Origin of the sequence: Novisyntrophococcus fermenticellae, from assembly GCF_018866245.1 — a bacterium.
Taxonomy (GTDB): domain Bacteria; phylum Bacillota; class Clostridia; order Lachnospirales; family Lachnospiraceae; genus Novisyntrophococcus; species Novisyntrophococcus fermenticellae.
Genome location: NZ_CP076458.1, coordinates 2,979,206 through 3,000,165, shown reverse-complemented (window position 1 = coordinate 3,000,165; position 20,960 = coordinate 2,979,206). Strand labels below are relative to the sequence as shown.

General features: G+C 43.8%; 19 protein-coding genes, 3 pseudogenes and 2 riboswitches. Of the genes and pseudogenes, 21 read left to right on the top strand and 1 reads right to left on the bottom strand.

Annotated features, from left to right (window positions below; all coding sequences use genetic code 11):
- Positions 1-17 precede the first annotated feature (17 nt).
- From KNL20_RS13960 to KNL20_RS13925, 8 genes are all read left to right on the top strand, one after another.
- Positions 18-1,373, top strand: a complete 1,356-nt coding sequence (locus tag KNL20_RS13960; protein WP_230398337.1) for a polysaccharide deacetylase — start codon at positions 18-20, stop codon at positions 1,371-1,373.
- Between the two features lie 105 nt (positions 1,374-1,478).
- Positions 1,479-2,666, top strand: coding sequence for a trigger factor (gene tig / locus KNL20_RS13955; RefSeq protein ID WP_230398336.1), 1,188 nt, complete (start codon positions 1,479-1,481; stop codon positions 2,664-2,666).
- A gap of 95 nt (positions 2,667-2,761) precedes the next feature.
- Positions 2,762-3,913 (top strand): class I SAM-dependent methyltransferase, encoded by a 1,152-nt coding sequence (locus KNL20_RS13950; protein ID WP_230398335.1) that lies wholly within the window; start codon positions 2,762-2,764, stop codon positions 3,911-3,913.
- A 24-nt stretch (positions 3,914-3,937) separates the two neighbouring features.
- On the top strand, positions 3,938-4,393 hold the full coding sequence (locus tag KNL20_RS13945; RefSeq protein ID WP_230398334.1) for a hypothetical protein: 456 nt from the start codon (positions 3,938-3,940) through the stop codon (positions 4,391-4,393).
- A gap of 229 nt (positions 4,394-4,622) precedes the next feature.
- Positions 4,623-5,105 carry a DUF2975 domain-containing protein gene (locus tag KNL20_RS13940; RefSeq protein ID WP_230398333.1) on the top strand — a complete coding sequence of 161 codons (483 nt, stop codon included), beginning with the start codon at positions 4,623-4,625 and terminating at the stop codon, positions 5,103-5,105.
- Positions 5,106-5,114: 9 nt separating this feature from the next.
- Positions 5,115-5,336, top strand: coding sequence for a helix-turn-helix domain-containing protein (locus tag KNL20_RS13935; RefSeq protein WP_230398332.1), 222 nt, complete (start codon positions 5,115-5,117; stop codon positions 5,334-5,336).
- An 11-nt stretch (positions 5,337-5,347) separates the two neighbouring features.
- On the top strand, positions 5,348-6,676 hold the full coding sequence (locus KNL20_RS13930; protein WP_230398331.1) for a DUF4153 domain-containing protein: 1,329 nt from the start codon (positions 5,348-5,350) through the stop codon (positions 6,674-6,676).
- Between the two features lie 65 nt (positions 6,677-6,741).
- Complete coding sequence (locus KNL20_RS13925; RefSeq protein WP_230398330.1) at positions 6,742-7,809, top strand: ABC transporter substrate-binding protein; 1,068 nt, start codon at positions 6,742-6,744, stop codon at positions 7,807-7,809.
- A 144-nt stretch (positions 7,810-7,953) separates the two neighbouring features.
- On the opposite strand, the gene KNL20_RS13920 is transcribed toward KNL20_RS13925, so the two are convergent.
- Positions 7,954-8,418, bottom strand: a complete 465-nt coding sequence (locus KNL20_RS13920) for a CYTH domain-containing protein (RefSeq protein WP_230398329.1) — start codon at positions 8,416-8,418, stop codon at positions 7,954-7,956.
- A gap of 94 nt (positions 8,419-8,512) precedes the next feature.
- Here KNL20_RS13920 and KNL20_RS13915 point away from each other — a divergent pair, with 94 nt between their 5' ends.
- The 13 genes and pseudogenes from KNL20_RS13915 to KNL20_RS16305 all read left to right on the top strand — a co-directional run.
- A complete protein-coding gene (locus tag KNL20_RS13915; RefSeq protein WP_230398328.1) occupies positions 8,513-9,088 on the top strand; it encodes a DJ-1 family glyoxalase III in 576 nt (191 codons plus the stop codon).
- A 136-nt stretch (positions 9,089-9,224) separates the two neighbouring features.
- Entirely contained in the window at positions 9,225-10,511 is a 1,287-nt protein-coding gene (gene tig / locus KNL20_RS13910) for a trigger factor (RefSeq protein ID WP_230398327.1), read from the top strand.
- A gap of 57 nt (positions 10,512-10,568) precedes the next feature.
- Positions 10,569-11,153 (top strand): annotated as a pseudogene (clpP, locus tag KNL20_RS13905) (ATP-dependent Clp endopeptidase proteolytic subunit ClpP); the annotation flags it as partial.
- Positions 11,154-11,272: 119 nt separating this feature from the next.
- Entirely contained in the window at positions 11,273-12,562 is a 1,290-nt protein-coding gene (gene clpX / locus KNL20_RS13900; protein ID WP_230398325.1) for an ATP-dependent Clp protease ATP-binding subunit ClpX, read from the top strand.
- A gap of 23 nt (positions 12,563-12,585) precedes the next feature.
- Positions 12,586-14,913: an endopeptidase La gene (gene lon, locus KNL20_RS13895; protein ID WP_230398324.1), complete on the top strand. Its 2,328-nt coding sequence runs from the start codon at positions 12,586-12,588 to the stop codon at positions 14,911-14,913.
- A gap of 3 nt (positions 14,914-14,916) precedes the next feature.
- Entirely contained in the window at positions 14,917-15,510 is a 594-nt protein-coding gene (gene yihA, locus KNL20_RS13890; RefSeq protein ID WP_230398323.1) for a ribosome biogenesis GTP-binding protein YihA/YsxC, read from the top strand.
- Positions 15,497-16,315: pseudogene (locus KNL20_RS16465) on the top strand (energy-coupling factor transporter ATPase); the annotation flags it as partial. The gene yihA and the pseudogene KNL20_RS16465, both read left to right, overlap by 14 nt.
- Positions 16,316-16,411: 96 nt before the next feature.
- Positions 16,412-17,329: an energy-coupling factor transporter ATPase gene (locus KNL20_RS16460; RefSeq protein ID WP_456299670.1), complete on the top strand. Its 918-nt coding sequence runs from the start codon at positions 16,412-16,414 to the stop codon at positions 17,327-17,329.
- The gene (locus KNL20_RS13880) at positions 17,326-18,129 is read left to right on the top strand and encodes an energy-coupling factor transporter transmembrane component T family protein (RefSeq protein WP_230398321.1); all 804 of its coding nucleotides are present in this window, start codon (positions 17,326-17,328) and stop codon (positions 18,127-18,129) included. The genes KNL20_RS16460 and KNL20_RS13880 overlap by 4 nt, the downstream gene beginning before the upstream one ends.
- 14 nt (positions 18,130-18,143) lie before the next feature.
- Positions 18,144-18,944 (top strand): tRNA pseudouridine(38-40) synthase TruA, encoded by an 801-nt coding sequence (gene truA, locus KNL20_RS13875; RefSeq protein WP_230398320.1) that lies wholly within the window; start codon positions 18,144-18,146, stop codon positions 18,942-18,944.
- Between the two features lie 116 nt (positions 18,945-19,060).
- Complete coding sequence (gene rplM, locus KNL20_RS13870) at positions 19,061-19,489, top strand: 50S ribosomal protein L13 (protein ID WP_230398319.1); 429 nt, start codon at positions 19,061-19,063, stop codon at positions 19,487-19,489.
- 17 nt (positions 19,490-19,506) lie between these two features.
- Entirely contained in the window at positions 19,507-19,899 is a 393-nt protein-coding gene (rpsI, locus tag KNL20_RS13865; protein ID WP_230398318.1) for a 30S ribosomal protein S9, read from the top strand.
- Positions 19,900-20,358: 459 nt separating this feature from the next.
- Positions 20,359-20,460: riboswitch (glycine riboswitch) on the top strand.
- A gap of 4 nt (positions 20,461-20,464) precedes the next feature.
- A riboswitch (glycine riboswitch) is annotated at positions 20,465-20,570 on the top strand.
- A gap of 90 nt (positions 20,571-20,660) precedes the next feature.
- A pseudogene (locus KNL20_RS16305) lies at positions 20,661-20,953 on the top strand (glycine cleavage system aminomethyltransferase GcvT); the annotation flags it as partial.
- Between the last annotated feature and the right edge of the window lie 7 nt (positions 20,954-20,960).

The window sequence follows — 20,960 nt, the reverse complement described above, 5'->3', positions numbered from 1 at the left end:
AAGGAGAATTTGAATTCATGAGTGACAATAGAAAGCTTACCAGAGAGGAAGAAGAGCTGCGCAGGCGCCAAAGAGCGAAACGTCTGAAAGAGCAACGCAGACGAAGGAGACAAAAAGCTATTATACTGCGGATTGTGTGCGTTATAATATTTATCGGGATGATCCTGGGGATTGTGTTCGGCATGAAAAGCTGTAGTAAAGAGAATAAAAAAAGAGCGCAGCAGGCGGTGGCCAGACAAGAGGAAGAGACCCGCATGGAAGAAGAGAAGAAGCAGCAGAGCGAGAACATCCTTATCAAGGCGGAACAGATGGCGGCACAATACGATTATGATGGAGCGATTGCAGCCATGAAGGGATTGGAAGACTATGAAAAAGATCCAGACATAACAGCCAAAATCACTGCATTTGAAAAGGATAAGGCGGGTATGGCTGCCTATGATGTGGAGCAGGTGGAGCATTTTTTCTTTCGCAGCCTGATTGTAGATCCGGAGCTTGCCAATGCCTCCGAGGATGCGTCTGTACAGACAGCCAATCAAAATACCATGACGGTGGACGCATTTAACCAATTGCTGCAGAAACTGTATGACAATGGATATATACTGGTCAGTATTCGGGATTTGGTGAAGGAAGGTAAGAATGATAAGGGAGAAGCTCAATTTGAAAAAGGAACATTGATGCTTCCGCCGGGTAAAAAACCCTTTGTATTATCACAGGAGGATGTCAGTTATCCGTTTTCAATGGCATCTACCGGACGCGGATCCAGAATTGTGACAGGGGAAGATAAAAAACCCGCTGTGGAATATCAGCAGGCGGATGGAAGCGCAATAACAGGGGATTATGATGTGGTTCCCTGTCTCGATACATTTATAGAGAATCATCCCGATTTTGCTTATCACAATGCAAGGGGAATACTGGGACTTACCGGTTATAACGGCGTTTTGGGATATCGTACCGATGAGGATCTGGGAAAAAGCACAGAAGAAGGGAATGTCTATGGAAACTATGGGACATTCGATACTGCGGCGGAAACTAAAAGTGCCCGGACAGTTATACAAGCTTTAAAAGATGATGGATGGGAGTTTGCAAGCAATGGCTATAGCGGCATGAGTTATGCCAGTACCCTGGACCGGGTTCAGGCCGATGCGCAGAAGTGGCAGGAGCGTGTGGGAATTTTGACGGGTGGCAGTGATATTTTGCTTTATCCCGGCGGAACTGATATTGCAAGCTGGACCGACTATTCGAAAAATGACCAGAAATATGTTTATCTGAAATCATTGGGATTTAATTTTTTCTGTAATATTGATAATTCCAATACATACTGGACGCAAATCAGAAGTGATTATGTGCGTCAGGCCAGAAAAAAAACGGAATAGACTTTTCATCGATGTAAAAATATGTTACGATATTCTTTGTTTGCTCATATAGCGAAAGAGCGGGTGGGTAGTATAAGGTGGAATCAGGAGAGGAAAAATAAGAATATGAAGAAAAAATGTGTTTTACTGTTATTATGTCTCAGTGTCGGAGCAGTGGTATTCACCGGCTGCGGAAAAAAAGAAAAGAACAATGATTCCAGTACTTCTGTAAGCAGCACGTCCGAGAGTGCCTCTGACAGTGCGCAGACTCCGGAGGATGATGGGATTCCGGTTGTAGACGAAGAAGATGTTATGAAATGTATAGAGTTGGGAGAATATAAAGGTCTGAAGCTGGAGAAAACCGTTACGTCTGTTACGGACCAGGAAGTAGAAGATACAATTACATCCAATTACAGCAATACGACCATTACGGATGAACCCTGTCAGAAAGGGGATACGGTTTATATAGCATATGTGGGCAAGCTGGATGGAAAGGCATTTGATGGCGGAAGCACCGACGGAACCTCAATTACCCTGGGATCAAGCGGCTATATTGATGGTTTTGATGATGGCGTGATAGGCATGAAAGCCGGGGAGACAAAGGATTTAAATCTGACGTTTCCAGATCCTTATGAAGGGAACAAGGATTTATCCGGAAAAGCCGTAGTCTTTACGGTTACGGTGAATAATATTTCACGTCCCTTTTCAGAGCTGACAGAGGATTGGGTAAAGAAGTATACGCAATCTGCAAGCATTGACGAGTACCGCAGTACAATCAAAAAGCAGCTGGAGGATCAGGCGGTTACCTCGGATGAAAGTGCTCTGAAGCAGTCAACCTGGGAAAAGGTTATGAATGACTGTACCGTAACACAGTACCAGAAGTCAGAGGTTGATGCTGCAAGAAAAGAGATGGAGAACTGGATGACCCAGTATGCGCAGATGATGGGAACAGATCTGGACGGATATAAGCAGCAGAGCGGGCTTTCAGAAGAAGAATTTGAAGCTCAGATGAATGCAGGAGCCAAAAGCTCGGCCAAGAGTAAGATGATCATGAAGGCCATCGCGCAGAACGAGGGAATAAAGCAAGACGGTAAGGACTATAAAGATATGCTGGCCAAGACAGCAAAAGAGTTTAACATGACAGAAGAGGAATTGATTGAACAAAATGGGCAGGATCAGGTAGATGCTTATATTGAGAGCGAACTTGTTATGAAGGTGATTCTGGATTCCGCAACCATTACAGAGGTGCCTGCAGAAGCCAAAGATGCGGGTACAGACGCTTCCGGCAGTTCCGCAGACAGTACATCCAAATAAAGGAAGATTAGAATATAGAGGCTACAGACGTGTTCAGACACCGGGTTCGTCCGGATTTGGACACGTTTGTGGGTTATGACAGGAGCTAGGAAAACATGGAGGAATTACGGGAGACCTTGAGCTGCATCTTTTCGGATAAGATCCGGAAAGCGATATTCAGCAATCAGAAGAATCAGGACTTTCTTTACAGGAAAATCATATTGGAGAGAAGGGAAAATTTTTATCAGGTGGAAAAACTGACGGAGGAGCAGGCGTTTCATGAGAATCTGGAACTAAACAGGGCGGCAGACTATAGTGAGAAACTTTTGAAGGAGGGGTTTGGCCAACTGAATGCCTGGGGTGAAACGAGGGAATATGCTGTAAAAATCTCAAAAAAAGGAAAAATCTTATTTCAGAAGAGGGAGTTAGAAGTGCCTGTGAAAATCAGACCGGAGCATAACCGGAGGAAGAGATATCTTCTGGAGGAGGGAGTGATTATTCCACCTCTGATTGATATGGGTGTTTTCACCAAAGAGGGCAAGGTAGTCCGTACGATGTACGATAAGTTCCGTCAGATTAATAAATTTGTGGAGTTTATTGATGATGCGGTGGACAAATCCGGGCTGGATAAGCTTCGTATCATTGATTTCGGATGTGGAAAGTCTTATCTGACGTTTGTTGTGTATTATTATCTGACCGTTGTGAAAAAATTAGAGATAGAGATGACAGGCCTTGATCTGAAGGAAGATGTAATTGTAAAATGTAATAAAGCAGCAAGGAAGTATGGATACGATCATCTCAAATTTATAGTAGGTGATATTAATGGATATCAAAGCGAGATGCCGGTGGATATGGTGATTTCTCTGCATGCCTGTGATACAGCTACGGATTATGCCCTGTTTAATGCCATTCGGTGGAATGCCGGGATGATAATTTCTGTACCTTGTTGCCAGCATGAGCTTTGTGGGCAGATGAATAGTGAAGAAATCAGCATTTTGCAAAGATACGGTATTGTAAAAGAGCGTACGGCGGCTTTAATGACCGATGCGATACGGGGAAATCTGCTGGAGTACTGTGGTTATAAAACACAGCTGATGGAATTTGTGGACTTGTCTCATACCCCTAAGAATCTATTGATCAGGGCTGTAAAGTCCAATATTACACAGAAGCATAGACAGTTGATGCTGGAAGAGATACAAAAACTATGTCAGTGTTTTCAACTGAAACCTGCTCTTTTGCGTCTGCTGGAAGAGAGTGAAATGCTATAACTTGGTGAGAGGGGTATTATATGTATGGCGGATGGTTTTTTATCACCGGAAGGTGAATTTTTTGAAAAGAAAGAGGCGTATCATGCAGAGGCAGCCCGGCGGATACTGGGGAAGGATTATAAAGGAACGGATCCGGTCAGTGAATTAATTCGCCAGGGATATCTGGCTTTGATTGAGTTTCGTGCGCCAAATGGCACTGCCAGCCTTCAGCCGGATCTGGATTATGCGCTTGGGAAAAGAAATGGCGGTTTATCAGAGCATCAGAGAAAGTGGCTTCAGGAGCACCTGAACGAGTTAACCGTGCACCAGCAATATACAATTAATATGGATCAGGACGGAATTTTTAAAGATCTGGAAATAAGTAACGTCAGGCTGTATGATGCATGCAGGAACTGTCCGATACGGCCCGTGCGCATGGCGTGGTGTGAGGGAAAACTCCCGGAGGAGCCCTATGATTGCAGGGTCTGCGATAAAATATAAGATAATTAGTTCATGAACGCGATGTTCTGATCCCGAAAAGCCCGGAACTACTAACTGTATATATGGTTAGTAGTTTTTTACTTAAGTTTTTTTATTATATAGTCAGATAGAAAACTTCGCTCCCATATAATAAGTCAATCATTATTTATCGAGATACAATAAATAATGATTGACATTCAGAGAAGCACTTTGTATAATAAATACACGAATAAGTCTGGGAGGGCGGTTTATGAAACAAAAAGAGATGTCCGTGTACCTGAAGCTTGTGACAATTGTAATTACAATATTGTTTTTGGCTTTTGCAGGTTGGTTTTTACCGTTTGTTTTGAAAGATCTGATATTAAATGATATAGGAGAAACTGAGTATCGGCTTGCCTGTATATTTATCTGGATTACCGCAATACCATGTCTGTTATGCCTGTGGAAGTTCTGGGGAATCTGCGTCAGAATCGGGATGGATCAGTCGTTTTGCAGAGAAAACGCCAATGCTTTAAAAGGCATGAGTCATTTTATACTGGTGGATTGTGTGCTTTATATTATATTATTGGCTGCCGCATGCGTTAAGGGATGGTATCGGTACAGTATTGGCTTTCTATTTGGCATTGTGGTCATATTATTTATCTGTGTATTTATAGCAGTTGCCAGTGCTGCGCTTTCTCATCTGGTATATAAGGCCAGTCAGCTGCAGGATGATCAGGATCTGACGATATAGGAGGAGCATATGGCAATTATCATAAATGTGGATGTGATGCTGGCTAAGAGAAAGATGCGTGTGACCGAATTATCTGAGAGAGTAGGCATTACCATGGCAAATATCTCGATACTTAAAAATGGAAGAGCAAAAGCAATCAAGCTAAGTACTCTGAACAGTATATGTAAAGCCCTTCAGTGCCAGCCGGGGGATATTCTGGAGTATGTGGAAGACATAGAAGAGGCGCGGTAGAGGAGGGTTTTATGGGAGAGCAGAATATGACAGATAGTCAGGAAGAATTATTAGAAAGTGAAGCAAAGGAAAGTCCAATTACAGCGGATGGCAGAGACCGCGTATTTGCATTTATATATCTGGTCTTAGGATATGTATTTATCAATGGGATTTTTAACGAGCATTTCAGAAGAAATATTGCCATATTTACCATAGGCTATACAGTTCTGGTTGTAACTTATATGCTGTTAAAGGGCAGGAAGCCAGCGAAAGAAGGATACTTTTGGACGTTGATACTTTTAGGGATAGGGATTCCCTATGCCTGGTGGAGTATTATGCCTGCCTTTCAGATTTTAGCTTTGGAATTTGTTTCACTGTACTGGACATCTGCAATAGGCGGAAAGCTGATGGAAAACCGGAAAACTTCACAATGGGTCTTCTGTGACAGCGTAAATGCTGTGCTAATAATCCCTTTTCATAATATCATCTGCCATGCGAAGGTGTTACTTGGCGGGAGAGAGGAGAAAGAAGGCGCCGGAAAACATCCGGCGGGCAAAATATGGGCAGTAGGATTGGGAATTATCATCACAGTTCCCCTTTTAACGATAATATTGCCTCTGTTGGGCAGTGCAGATTCCGGATTTGAACAATTCATGAGATACAGTGGATTTTTTATAAGGGAGAATTTTTCCGAGTACATTTTGAAATTTCTGTTTTCACTCCCGGTCAGCGCCTATTTATTCGGACTTATTTATGGAGTGACTCATGACAGAAACACAGACCGGATTAAGAAAGAGAACATCAGGGAGTCGGGACGGAATATCAAAATCATACCTGATATCGCAATTCATACGGCAGTATTGCTTGTATGCCTGGTTTATCTGCTCTTTATCGGTTTTCAGACCAGATACCTGTTTTCGGCTTTTGTGGGAATAAGACCGGAGGAGTTTACTTATGCAGAGTATGCCCGCCGTGGTTTCTTTGAGCTGTGTGACATTTCAGTAGTAAACCTGGTAATACTTTTTGGAGCAAATTTATTTGCAAAAACAGGATCCGGAAAAAATGTATGGCTAAAAAGAGAAAATGTCCTGCTCTCCACACTGACACTCCTTCTGATTGTGACGGCTATGAGTAAGATGCTGCTTTATATCAGTGTATATGGGCTTACAGATAAACGGATTATAACTTTGATTTTCATGATCTGGATGTTCTTGGTTTTTATATGTTCGATTATCTTTCAGTATAGAAATATATCTGTTTTCAGAATCTGTATTATGAGTGGGGCGGCTCTATTCTGTCTGCTGTGTGTGGTACCGGTAGCGCATTGTATTGCGGCATTCAATACGTATTTTGAATTTTGAAAAGTGACAATTCATGATTTTTTTTCATATAGTATAGCACCGTAAAGTTTTAACAGGAGGATCCTATGAGAAAAAAAATCTCTATTCTACTTTGTTTTGCGCTTCTGACAGGTACTTTAGCTGCCGGATGCTCAGGTGAAACAGATAAATCAAAATCTACTGACGGATCCGGCGAGAGCTCCGTATCCGAAACTTCTGTTTCGGAAAATTCTGACAAGAAGGCACTCACAAAAGTAACGTTGAACGAGGTTGCCCATTCTATTTTCTATGCACCCCAATATGTGGCAATTGAAGAGGGATACTTTGAAGAGGAGGGCTTAGATCTGGAGCTGGTAACTGGGTTTGGCGCGGATAAAGTTTTGACAGCGTTGATTTCCGGAGAGGCTCAGATTGGCTTCATGGGAGGCGAATCATCCATCTATGCTTATCTGGAAGGAGCGAATGATGTTGTGGTGAATTTCGCCCAGCTTACACAAAGAGCAGGTAACTTTCTGGTTTCAAGGGAGAAGGAGACTGATTTCCAGTGGGATATTCTTAAAGGAAAAGATGTATTGGGAGGACGGAAGGGCGGAATGCCTCAGATGGTATTCGAATATGTACTGAAACAAAACGGAATCGATCCCGGGGAAATGAATATCAATCAAAGTATCGACTTTGGTTCCACCGCCGCCGCATTTTCCGGAGGCCAGGGGGATTACACGATAGAATTCGAACCGGCAGCCACAGCCCTGGAAAAACAGGGGGATGGCTATGTGGTTGCATCTCTTGGCAAGGATTCGGGATATGTACCTTATACGTCTTATAGTGCCAAGAGCAGCTATATGGAGGAAAATCCGCAGGTTATTCAGGCATTCACGAATGCACTGCAAAAAGGAATGGATTATGTCCAAAATCATACCCCTGAAGAAATTGCAGAGGTGATAGCTCCCCAATTTAAAGAAACAGATGTGGATACAATCGTTACAATCGTGACCCGTTATTATGAACAGGACACTTGGAAAGGTGATCTGGTCTATGAAAAAGAAAGCTTTGAACTGCTGCAGGATATTCTGGAAAGTGCAGACCAGCTTTCAAAGCGTGCCCCTTATGAAGAACTGGTGACTACCGAATATGCAAAAAAAGTACTTGAATGAATGCAGTACCGGTAAAAAATGAACCTTATTATTATGACAGTGAGAAGCGGAAGTCCGCTTCTCACTGTCATTTGTGTTGTCTAAACTTGCCTGCTTTAAAAAAAGGTAGTATACTGTTACTAAAACTAAAGGATTTGCTACAGTTCAGTTATGTGGATTTTGGAAAAATCCTTTGCTCAGAGTACTGTTCTGATAGGCTTCAGAAAAAGTAACATCCTCTCCGAACCAGGCCGGAGGAATAAACTGTCTGGCTGTATCCTCATCGGGAAATTCAACTTCGGCAAGGCGAAGTGTTTCATAAGGCGCATGGAAGATATCCAATTCGATTTTCAGCTCTGATTCTATGGGCAGGACATAGCGGGTTTTTGAAATTATGAGACCATCGGCTTTAGGGCGCATATGCTCATAAGCTTCTCTGGTAAGGGGGAGATTGTATTCTTCTCTGACCAGAAACCCCTTGGATTTGTAAGTGAGAAAGTATGCATCACCCTGACGGCGGATACGAACCACGGGCTCTGTGCACAGGTATCCCTGCTCGATTTCATAATGATAAAACTGGTCCAGGCCATCCGGAAGTCCGGATACCAGGAATTTGCGTTCGATTTCCATATAAATCCTGCTTTCATATAGATTTTAATTGCATTGTAGCATAGAAGTACGGGAAAAAGAAAGGGAATTTTTAACAAGAAAGGGAGATAGACATATGGCAAAAGCATATATATTTTTAGCAGACGGTTGTGAAGAGATAGAGGCATTGACTCCGGTGGATTTGCTGCGCAGGGCAGAAATTGATGTGGAGACAGTTTCTATCATGGGAACGAATACCATCGAAGGAGCACATAAGATAAAATTTAAGGCAGACCGCTTATTTCTTGAAACAGACTTTTCCGATGGAGATATGTTTATGCTTCCGGGAGGAATGCCGGGAACGACGAATCTTGCTACCTACAGTCCGCTGATTCAACTTCTGAAGGAAAAAAACAACGAAGGAAAGCATCTCGCTGCCATCTGCGCAGCGCCGGCGGTAATTCTGGGAATGAACGAATTTCTGAAAGGGAAAAAAGCAGTATGCTATCCGGGGATGGAAGAAAAACTCCTCGATGCTGAAGTCTCATATGAGCCCGTGGTGACGGATGGGAATATTACCACCAGCAGGGGCATGGGAACCGCTATCGCCTACAGCCTCGAGCTGATACGCCTATTGAAAGGGGAAGAAGCAGCGGCAGAATTAAAGACTGCAATTGTTTATGGACATACATTTTCATATAAACAGTCTTAACAGGTTTACGCGGATAACTTCAAAAAAATACTTTTCATTTGCAGGTGTTTATGCTATACTGCAATAATGACTGTAAGTATGTGCAGAATTATCCGGAAGGATTATTTTCATAGATATCAAGGAGGAAATTACAAACATGAGCGTACAGGTCGAAAATTTAGAGAAGAATATGGCAAAGCTTACCATCGAAGTCTCAGAAGAAGATTTTGAAAAGGCCATCCAGGGAGCATATCTGAAGCAGAGGAACAAAATCAGCGTTCCGGGATTCCGTAAAGGGAAGGTTCCGAGAGCTATGATTGAGAAGATGTATGGCGCAGGTATTTTTTATGAAGATGCCGCGAATTCACTGATTCCTCAGCACTACTCAAGTGCGGCTGCAGAATCTGAGCTGGAAATTGTATCTCAGCCTGAAATCGATGTTGTTCAGATAGAAAAAGGAAAGCCGTTTATTTTTACGGCAGAAGTGGCTGTAAAGCCTGAAGTGACTCTCGGAGAGTACAAGGGAGTGGAAGTCCCGAAGACAGATATAGAAGTAACAGATGAAGACATTGCAGCAGAACTGAAAAAAGAACAGGACAAGAATGCCCGGACGATTACGGTCGAAGACAGAGCAGCAAAGGAGGGGGATACGGTAACCCTTGATTTTGAAGGAGCTGTTGACGGTGTTCCGTTTGAAGGCGGAGCAGGCAAGGATTATCCGTTGACATTGGGCTCTAATTCCTTTATTCCGGGCTTTGAAGAGCAGCTTGTGGGTAAGAACGTGGAAGAAGAAGCAGAGGTTAACGTAACCTTTCCGGACGACTATAATGCAGAAGAGCTGAAGGGAAAAGCAGCAGTTTTCAAATGTGTGATTCATAAAATCGAAGCAAAAGAACTGCCTGAATTAGATGATGATTTTGCACAGGATGTGTCTGAATTTGATACCCTTGAGGAGTATAAAGCTGATGTAAAGGCAAACCTGATCAGTAAAAAAGAAGCGGAAGCAAAGCGTGCAAAAGAAGATGCGGCTGTGGAAAAGGTAATTGAAAATGCCACGATGGAGATCCCGGATGCTATGATTAAAAGTCAGGTAAATCAGATGGTGGATGACTTCGCAAGAAGAATCCAGTCCCAGGGACTTACCATGGAGCAATATATGCAGTTCACGGGCTCTACATCGGAAAGTATGCAGGAGCAGATGAAGCCTCAGGCATTAAAGCGTATTCAGACAAGACTTGTTCTTGAAAAAGTGGCAGAAGTTGAAAATATCGAAGCCGGAGAGGATAAACTCCAGGAGGAAATCAAAAATCTGGCAGAGATGTATAAGATGGAGGCAGATAAATTCCAGGATATGCTCGGAGACTACGAGAAAGAGCAGATGAAGAAAGACCTGGCTGTTCAGGAAGCAGTAACATTCCTGGCAGAGAATGCAGTTGAAAAGTAAATAATTACGGCAAACAGGCCGCGGGCCTGGCAGTAAAATTCTGAAAGGGAGGCTGACAAAATGAGTTTAGTACCTTATGTCATTGAACAAACCAGCAGGGGTGAGAGAAGTTATGATATCTATTCCAGGCTGTTAAAGGATCGTATTATTTTTCTTGGAGAAGAAGTTTCGGATGTGAGCGCAAGTGTAGTTGTGGCCCAGCTTTTGTTTCTGGAAGCGGAGGATCCGGGAAAAGATATTCATCTGTATATCAATAGTCCGGGAGGTTCCGTGACTGCCGGTATGGCCATCTATGATACGATGAATTATATCAAGTGTGATGTGGAGACCATATGTATTGGTATGGCGGCAAGTATGGGTGCCTTTTTGTTGTCAGGCGGTACGAAAGGCAAGCGTCTGGCACTGCCGAATGCGGAGATCATGATTCACCAGCCGTCAGGCGGAGCACAGGGACAGGCAACGGAAATTAATATCGTTGCGGAGCATATTTTGAAAACAAGGAAAAAACTCAATGAAATTCTGGCATCCAATACCGGACAGCCGTTGGAGAAGATTGAAGTTGACACCGAGCGTGACAATTACATGTCAGCCCAGGATGCTATGGAATATGGTTTAATTGATAAAGTTATTACGAACAGATAAGATATGTGGTGGAGGGGTACTGCGCTTGCAGCACCCTTTCGACCTATTTCATCATGGTTTGGCCATGAATAAGTGGGCTTATAGTTGTAACCCTATCTATAGAAAGGATAATGATAAACATGGCAATAAAGGGAAATGAACCCAGAATCAGGTGCTCATTTTGCGGTAAAAATGATGAACAGGTACGTAAGATGATCGCCGGTCCTGATGGCGCATACATCTGCGATGAGTGTGTGGGCATATGCTCAGAAATTATTGAGGAAGAGTTCGTTCCGGAGATGGAAGATTCCGATACAATAAACCTTATGAAACCGAAAGAAATCAAGGCATTTTTGGATGAGTATGTCATAGGTCAAGACGATGCAAAAAGAGTATTGTCTGTAGCTGTATACAATCATTATAAACGTGTTATGGCACAGGATTTTTCAGATGTAGAGCTTCAGAAGAGTAATATATTAATGCTGGGACCAACCGGATCCGGAAAAACTCTGTTGGCTCAGACACTGGCAAAGCTGTTAAATGTACCATTTGCCATTGGAGATGCAACAGCTCTGACGGAAGCAGGCTATGTCGGTGAAGATGTTGAAAACATACTGCTGAAGCTGATTCAGGCGGCAGATTATGATATGGAACGCGCACAGCATGGCATCATCTATATTGATGAGATTGATAAAATTACAAGAAAATCGGAGAACGCATCCATTACCAGGGATGTATCGGGTGAGGGTGTACAGCAGGCACTTTTGAAAATCCTGGAAGGAACAGTGGCCAGTGTGCCGCCCCAAGGGGGAAGGAAGCATCCGCATCAGGAGTTTATTCAGATTGACACGACAAATATTCTTTTTATTTGTGGCGGGGCGTTTGAAGGTCTGGATAAGATTATTGAAACCCGGCAGGACACCAAGGCTATTGGATTTGGCGGGGATATCGGCAGAGACAAAAACCGGAATGTAGGAGAACTTCTGAGAAAAGTTATGCCTCAGGATTTTGTTAAGTTTGGTATGATTCCTGAATTTATCGGACGTGTTCCGGTGGTTGTGTCGCTGGATGCGCTGGATGAGGAAGCGCTGGTACAGATTCTTTCAGAACCGAAAAACTCACTGGTTAATCAATATCACAAATTATTTGAACTGGATGGAGTCAGGCTGGAGTTTGAAGAAGCGGCACTTAAGGCAATAGCAAAGAAAGCACTGGAACGGAAAACCGGTGCCAGAGGGCTCAGAGCTATCATGGAGGAAACTATGATGGAGCTGATGTATGAGACGCCTTCTGATAATACAATTAAGTCTTGCAGAATTACAGAGGAAACAGTGGATAAGAAAGCAACTCCTATGATTGAATATGGAGAGCCGGCTCCGGTGCCGAGACGTAAGCAGAGCAGGAGAAAAGGAAGACCGGAGACGGCTTAAGGAGGATGCTTAAAGGAGTACAGATGAGTGACCTGAGTAGAGTTATACCGGCTGTTGCGCTTCGCGGCACGACTATTTTGCCGGATATGATTGTTCATTTTGACGTGAGCAGGGGAAAATCCGTGAAAGCAGTGGAAACAGCCATGCTCTTAGATCAGAAAGTTTTTTTAATCACACAGCGAGACCCGGACATAGAAGATCCGGGTCCGCTTGACGTATATAAAATCGGAACGATTGCTGTTATTAAGCAGATTGTAAAGATGCCGAAAGGTATTTTGAGAATTCTGGTGGAAGGTGAAAGCCGCGCAGAATTGACCCGCTTTGGATCAAATGATCCATTCCTGGAGGCAGAAGTAGTGGAAATCGAAAAAGAAAAATCCAGGATTGAGAACGAGAATATGAAGGAAGCCATGCTGCGCGGCATGAAAGAGATCTTTGCAGCCTATGGAAGAGAGAACAGCAGGATCAGCAAGGAACTCTTGAACCAGATTATGGAGAGCCAGGATGTAGAGCAGATGGTGGATCAGATATCCATCAATATTCCACTCGCGTATGAGCAGCGGCAGAAGTTACTGGAGACCATAGACCTTTCAGAACGCTATGAGCTGCTTGGAATTATTCTCAGCAATGAAATACAAATCCTGGAGATTCGGGCTGAGCTCCAGGCGAAGGTAAAAGAACGTGTAGATAAGAATCAGAAGGAATATGTTTTACGGGAGCAGTTAAGAGTAATTAAAGAGGAACTGGGTGAGGATAATGTGCAGTCTGAACTCATGCGTTTCCGCGAACTGGCAGGGAAACTTCAGGCTCCAAAGACTGTTAAGGATAAGGTATTCGCAGAGATTAAGCGATTGGAGAATACAGGCGGCAATCCTGCGGAGGGTGCTGTTACCAGAGGCTATATTGAGATCTTGCTGGCTCTGCCCTGGAGCAAAGCAGGCAGAGATTCCAGAGATCTGGCAAGGGCAAGGGAAATACTGGAGGCGGATCACTACGGACTGGCTAAAGTAAAGGAACGTATTTTGGAGTTCCTTGCAGTACGTATATTAACTCATAAGGGAGACAGCCCGATTTTGTGTCTGGTGGGACCGCCGGGGACCGGAAAAACATCCATTGCCCGCTCAGTCGCAAGGGCTTTAAATAAAAAGTATGTTCGGATCAGCCTGGGCGGTGTACGTGATGAGGCGGAAATCAGAGGACATAGGAGAACTTACGTAGGAGCTATGCCGGGACGGATTGCATCAGGGATTCGCCAGGCGGGAGTGAAGAATCCGCTGATATTATTGGATGAAATCGATAAAGTCAGTTCAGACTATAAGGGAGACACTTCCTCGGCGCTTCTGGAGGTTTTAGATGCAGAACAGAATCGTAAGTTTGTAGATCATTATGTGGAAATTCCCATGGACTTGTCAGAGGTATTATTCATAACTACTGCCAATAATGTGCAGTCGATTCCCAAACCGCTTCTGGATCGTATGGAGCTGATTGAAGTCTCCGGTTATACAGAGAATGAAAAAGAGCATATTGCGAAAGAACATCTGATTTCCAAACAGATGGAATCGAATGGAATAAAAGCCGGGCAGCTTCAGATACAAGATGATGCACTAAAAGAGATCATCAGCGGATATACGAAGGAAGCAGGCGTTCGTAGTCTGGAACGTAAAATCGGGCAGATCTGCAGAAAAACAGCCAGGATAATCCTGGAAGAGAAGACGTCTGCGGTGAAGGTTGATAAGACAAATCTGGAAGAATTTCTCGGCAGACACAGATTCAATTACCAGAAGGCAAATGAAAAGCCGGAGATTGGCATCGTGCGCGGATTGGCGTGGACCAGTGCCGGGGGAGACACGCTTCAGATTGAAGTAAACATCATGCCGGGAAAAGGAGAATTTCTTCTGACCGGACAGTTGGGGGATGTGATGAAAGAATCTGCTCAGGCGGGAATCAGTTATATCCGGTCAGTGGCAGAGAGGTATCAGATACCAAAGGAATTTTTCAGGGAAAATGATATCCATATACATATTCCGGAAGGTGCGGTTCCAAAAGACGGACCGTCAGCCGGAATAACCATGGCTGTAGCTATGGTATCTGCAATTACCGGTGTTCCGGTACGGGCGGATGTGGCGATGACCGGAGAGATTACCCTTCGGGGAAGAGTACTGCCAATTGGCGGGTTGAAGGAGAAGCTTCTGGCTGCAAAGAAAACAGGAATCACTACAGTTCTGGTACCAGCCGAAAATCATCCGGATGTGGAAGAAATTGAAACTGAAATTAAAGATGGTCTGGAAATCTGCTTCATGGAATCCATGGATGAGGTGTTGGACAAAGCAATTGTAAACCTGGGAGAATAACAGATGGTGATAAAACAGGTATCGTTGGATATCGTATGCGGAATTACAAGTAAACTTCCTGATACAGGGAAGCCGGAAGTTGCCTTTGCCGGCAAGTCTAATGTAGGGAAATCCTCCCTTATTAATGGACTGATTAACAGAAAGTCCCTGGCGCGAACCAGCAGCCAGCCGGGAAAGACACAGACCATTAATTTTTATCATGTCAATGAAGAGATGTATCTGGTGGATCTGCCGGGATATGGATATGCCAGGGTTTCCGAAGAAATAAAGGCAAAGTGGGGACAGATGATAGAACGCTATCTGGGTTCTTCCAAAACCCTGAAAGCTGTCTTTCTGCTTGTTGACATCCGACATTCACCTTCTGCCAATGATAAAATCATGTATGACTGGATTACCCATAATGGATTTCAGCCAATCATCATCGCTACCAAGCTGGATAAGATAAAACGCAGCCAGATTCAAAAGCAGATAAAACTGATTTGCACAGAACTGGATGTGGTGGAGGGAACACCGGTTATTCCATTTTCAGCCCAGACAAAGCAAGGCAGAGATGAAATATGGGAATTGATAGAGGAATTCTGCTATGGGAATTATTAAAGCGTCTAAATTGGGATTTGATTATTTTAAATATAATGAAGAAGGTGAAGAGCCGGAGGTCAACCGCGCGATTGATGATGTGAACCTGGATATTGAAGCGGGGCAGTTTATCGCGATTCTGGGTCATAATGGCAGTGGAAAATCGACACTGGCAAAGCATTTGAACGGACTTCTGGTACCTTCGGAGGGGACTCTCTGGGTAGATAATATGGATACCTCCAAGGAAGGAGACATCTGGAAAATCAGACAGAAAGCCGGTATGGTATTCCAGAATCCGGACAATCAGATTATCGGGACCGTAGTAGAAGAAGATGTAGGATTTGGCCCTGAGAACATGGGTGTTCCCACGGAAGATATCTGGAAGCGGGTAGATGAAAGTCTGGAAAAAGTTGGGATGGTGGCTTATCGTCACCATTCTCCAAACAAACTCTCTGGAGGACAGAAGCAAAGGGTAGCGATTGCAGGCGTTATGGCCATGCGTCCAAAGTGTATTGTACTTGACGAGCCCACAGCTATGCTGGATCCGAATGGCAGAAAGGAAGTGCTTCAGGCAGTTCGTGATTTGAACAAGGAGGAAGGTGTAACAGTCATTTTGATTACACACTATATGGAAGAGGTAATCTTTGCAGACCACGTACTGGTGATGGATAAGGGCCGGATTGTGATACAGGGGACTCCCAGGGAAATATTTTCTCAGGTAGACCGGCTGAAGGAACTGCGCCTGGACGTCCCGCAGGTCACACTGCTGGCTCATGAACTTGAGAAGGCAGGAGTGAATATTCCGAAAGGAATTCTGACAATAGAGGAACTGATATCACTTCCCTGGATGAAAGAAAGAATCACATTAGAATCTGGTCAGAACCAAAAAAAAGACAAAGAGGACGCGATCCGCTTACCTGAAATGAAGAGGACAGAACCTGAAAAGACGGGTGCGAATCATAAGAAATCTATAAAGCTGGAAGAAGTCACCTACACCTACAGCCCCGGAACTGTGTATGAGGTTCATGCACTGGATCATATAAATCTGGAGATTTCACAGGGACAGTTTATAGGTGTTATCGGCCATACAGGAAGTGGAAAATCCACATTGATACAACACTTAAATGGGTTGATCAAGCCTACCAGCGGAAGAGTGCTGTACGAAGGGCAGGATATCTGGTCAGAAGGCTATCCCTTAAGAGCGCTTCGCTTTCATGTGGGACTGGTATTCCAGTATCCGGAGCATCAGTTGTTTGAGACAGATGTATTGACGGACGTATGCTTTGGCCCCAAGAACGAAGGATTGGCCCCGGAGGAATGCAGGGTCAGGGCAACAGAAGCTCTGGGGCATGTCGGCATATCCCCGGAGTTCTATGAAAAGTCACCGTTTGAACTTTCCGGCGGCCAAAAACGCAGGGTTGCCATTGCAGGAGTTCTGGCTATGAATCCGGATGTTTTGGTGTTGGATGAACCCACGGCAGGACTTGATCCGCGGGGACGTGATGAGATACTAAACCAGATTGCGTATTTGCATAAGACCAGGGGAATTACGGTTGTGCTGGTATCCCACAGCATGGAGGACATTGCAAAATACGTGGAGCGGCTGATTGTTATGAATGAGGGTAAGAAAGCATATGACGGAACTCCAAAAGAAGTTTTTTCACATTACAAACAACTCGAGGAGATGGGGCTTGCGGCGCCGCAGATGTCTTATATTATGCATGCACTACAAGGACAGGGGATGGATGTGGATGTGAATGCGGCCACAGTGGATGAAGCGAAAGACTCTATTCTGCATGCACTCGCCCACAACATTGATACAGGTGGGATAAAAAGATGATCAGAGATATTACATTAGGACAATATTATCCGGCAGATTCTGTTTTGCACAGACTGGATCCCCGTGTAAAATTCATCGGTACATTGGTGTATATTGTATCACTTTTTTTATTTAAAAGCTGGGGATATATATTGGGCACTTTATTCCTGGGAGCTGCCATATGGATTTCTAAAGTACCGTTTAAATTTATGGTAAAAGGTCTGAAATCCATCCTGGTACTTTTGTTTATTACGTTATTTTTCAATATAATATTTACTCCCGGCGAGGTATTGATTAAACTTGGATTTATCAGTATCACCAGGGAAGGATTGATTTTGGCGGGGCGGATGGCAATTCGTCTGGTGTATCTGATTATGGGCTCATCAATCATGACACTGACGACCACTCCCAATCAGCTGACGGATGCCCTGGAACGGCTGATGAAGCCACTTGCTGTCATCCACGTACCGGTCCATGAAATCTCTATGATGATGTCCATTGCACTCAGATTCATTCCCATACTTCTGGAAGAAACGGATAAAATCATGAAGGCACAGATTGCCCGGGGGGCAGATTTTGAGACCGGAAATCTGATTAAGAAAGTCAGGAACATGGTACCGCTTCTGGTACCGCTGTTTGTATCTGCATTCCGGAGAGCCAACGATCTTGCACTGGCGATGGAGGCACGTTGCTACCATGGCGGAACAGGCAGGACACAGATGAAACCACTCAGGTATGCGAAGCAAGATTATGTGGCCTATGGAATTCTTCTGGTTTATCTCGGAATCAGTATTGCAGCGCGGGGTCTGTTGGGGTGGTGAAGAAGGAGAACGCTATGAAACGGGTAAAGCTGATTGTGGCATATGATGGAACCAATTACTGCGGCTGGCAGATACAGCCGAATGGAATTACGGTTCAGGAAGTCCTGAATCAGTCATTGAGTGAATTGCTGGGGGAAGAAATTAAAACCATAGGAGCCAGCAGAACGGATGCCGGAGTCCATGCCCTGGGAAATGTGGCAGTATTTGATACAACTGCAAGGATGCCCGCGGATAAAATTTCATATGCCCTGAATACCAGACTTCCGGAAGATATACGTATACAAAGTTCGGAGGAAGTCCCGGCGGAATTTCACCCCAGATTTACGAGTACGGTAAAGACCTATGAGTACCGGATACTGAACAGAACCTTTGGAGATCCCACCCGCAGGTTGAATGCTTACCACTGGTATGGTCGGCTGGATGTGGAAGCCATGAAAAAAGCAGCGTCCTTTCTGGTGGGAGAACATGATTTTAAAAGCTTTGCCACGGCATCACCGGAGGTGCAAAATACAGTCCGGACCGTCTACTCACTGGAGGTCTGGAAGGAGGATGAGATGATTCATCTTAAGATTACCGGTAACGGATTTCTCTATAACATGGTCAGAATCATAGCCGGAACCTTGATAGAAACGGGAAAGGGAAGTTATCCTCCGGAGCATGTACAGGAGATACTAAAAGCGAAAGACCGTGAGGCCGCCGGGCCCACAGCAAGGGCACTGGGCCTGACACTGGTTGGGATTCACTATCCCGAATGGGATGAAATGCTACATTTACCGGGTCTTGCTGCGGAAAAAAGTCTTGACACGCATGGATGAGTATAATATAATAGTTCAATGTGACCAATGTATGTAAATGCCTAAGCCAAAAGCCCCGGTATGGCGTTTTCACATATATATTTTAGTATAAGAAAATGATTACAGGAGGTAAATCCATGAATACTTTTATGGCTAATCCAGATAAGATTGAAAAGAAATGGTATGTAGTTGACGCTGCCGATTGCACATTGGGACGTTTGGCTTCAGAAGTAGCAAAAGTTTTAAGAGGAAAAAATAAACCGGAGTTTACTCCTCACGTTGATACAGGTGACTATGTGATTGTTATCAATGCCGAGAAAATCAAAGTTACCGGCAAGAAGTTAGAACAGAAAATCTATTACAACCATTCTGACTATGTTGGTGGTATGAAGGAAACCACATTGAAAGAGCTGTTGGCTAAGAAACCTGAGAAGGTTATGGAAAATGCTGTAAAAGGCATGCTTCCCAAAGGCCCTCTGGGAAGACAGATGCTTACTAAGCTTCATGTATACGCTGGTGCAGAGCATCCGCATGCGGCTCAAAAACCAGAAGTATTAACATTTTAATGAGGAGGTAAAAAACATTGGCTAGCGCAAAATTCTACGGAACAGGAAGAAGAAAAAAATCTATCGCAAGAGTTTACTTAGTACCAGGTACAGGTAAGATTACGATCAATAAAAGAGATATAGATGAGTATTTTGGATTAGAGACACTGAAAGTTATCGTACGTCAGCCTCTTTCTGCAACAGAGACAGTTGACAAATTCGATGTCCTTGTAAATGTCCATGGCGGCGGATACACAGGACAGGCTGGTGCCATCAGACACGGTATCTCAAGAGCACTGCTTCAGGCAGACGGTGAATACAGACCGCTCTTAAAGAAAGCCGGATATCTGACCCGTGATCCAAGAATGAAAGAAAGAAAGAAATACGGTCTCAAGGCAGCACGTCGGGCACCGCAGTTCAGCAAGAGATAATTGTTCTACTGCTCGGCACGTCTTACGACGTTCCAGAACAGCTTACAACACCCCAGGATTTGTCTTGGGGTGTTTTTTTATGAAAACTGTGGTAGAATAATATGTATAAATGATGTCCAGGATATATATAATAAGTACATTTGTTGAAACTGCCATAAGCAGTTAACCGGAACGCAAATAGTTACTTGTTAGGAAGGAGACTTATATGGTAGAGTGGGTAGATGTAACATCAAGTTTTTCAGAGGAACAGAGAAATTACAAGGATTTATACTTAGAAAGAACAAAAACCCACAGATTCATTTATGAAGGAATTTATCAATAAATACAATCTTCAATTTGAAGATTGGTAAATGGATGCATTTGTACATTATGACGAAATCAGTTATGCAAGACTGTAAGAATGACAGTTGAAATTCTGGGAGAAATAACTTATTATAGAAAAAATGACATATAAATCGATTGAAGGTTTCGGGAGAGTCTGTAGGACAGGTATTTTGTCTGATGCAGCACCGAAGGGGAATTGCGTGAAAATCTCTCAGGTAAAAGGACCGGAATTGGACGAATACTCTGGAAAGCAGTTGGCTGCCAAGAAGTGATCAACTCGCCGAAGAAGCAACTTTTCAATATGCTGGAAGATATTGAGGAAGAATCTTTCAGGTTACAGGACGGAGACGCACCTAGTTAAGGGTGCGTTTCCGTCTTTTTTGTGGATAATGGCTGCAACCTGCAGCAAATAAAAATAAGAAAGGGAAGAAAAACAAATGGAATTGAAGACACCTTTATATGATTGCCATGTGGAACAGGGAGGGAAAATGGTTCCGTTTGCCGGCTACCTTCTTCCGGTACAATATACCGGTGTAATTGAGGAACATATGGCAGTCAGAAAACGGGCCGGATTCGATACAGTCCAATGTGTAATGAAAGGGGCGGTGTTGTAGATGATCTGATTGTTTATCGCTTGGACACGGACAAGTATTTTATTGTTGTAAATGCTGCAAATCGACATAAAGATGTGGAGTGGATGAAAGAACATTTAATTGGGGATGCCAGCATGTTTCTAT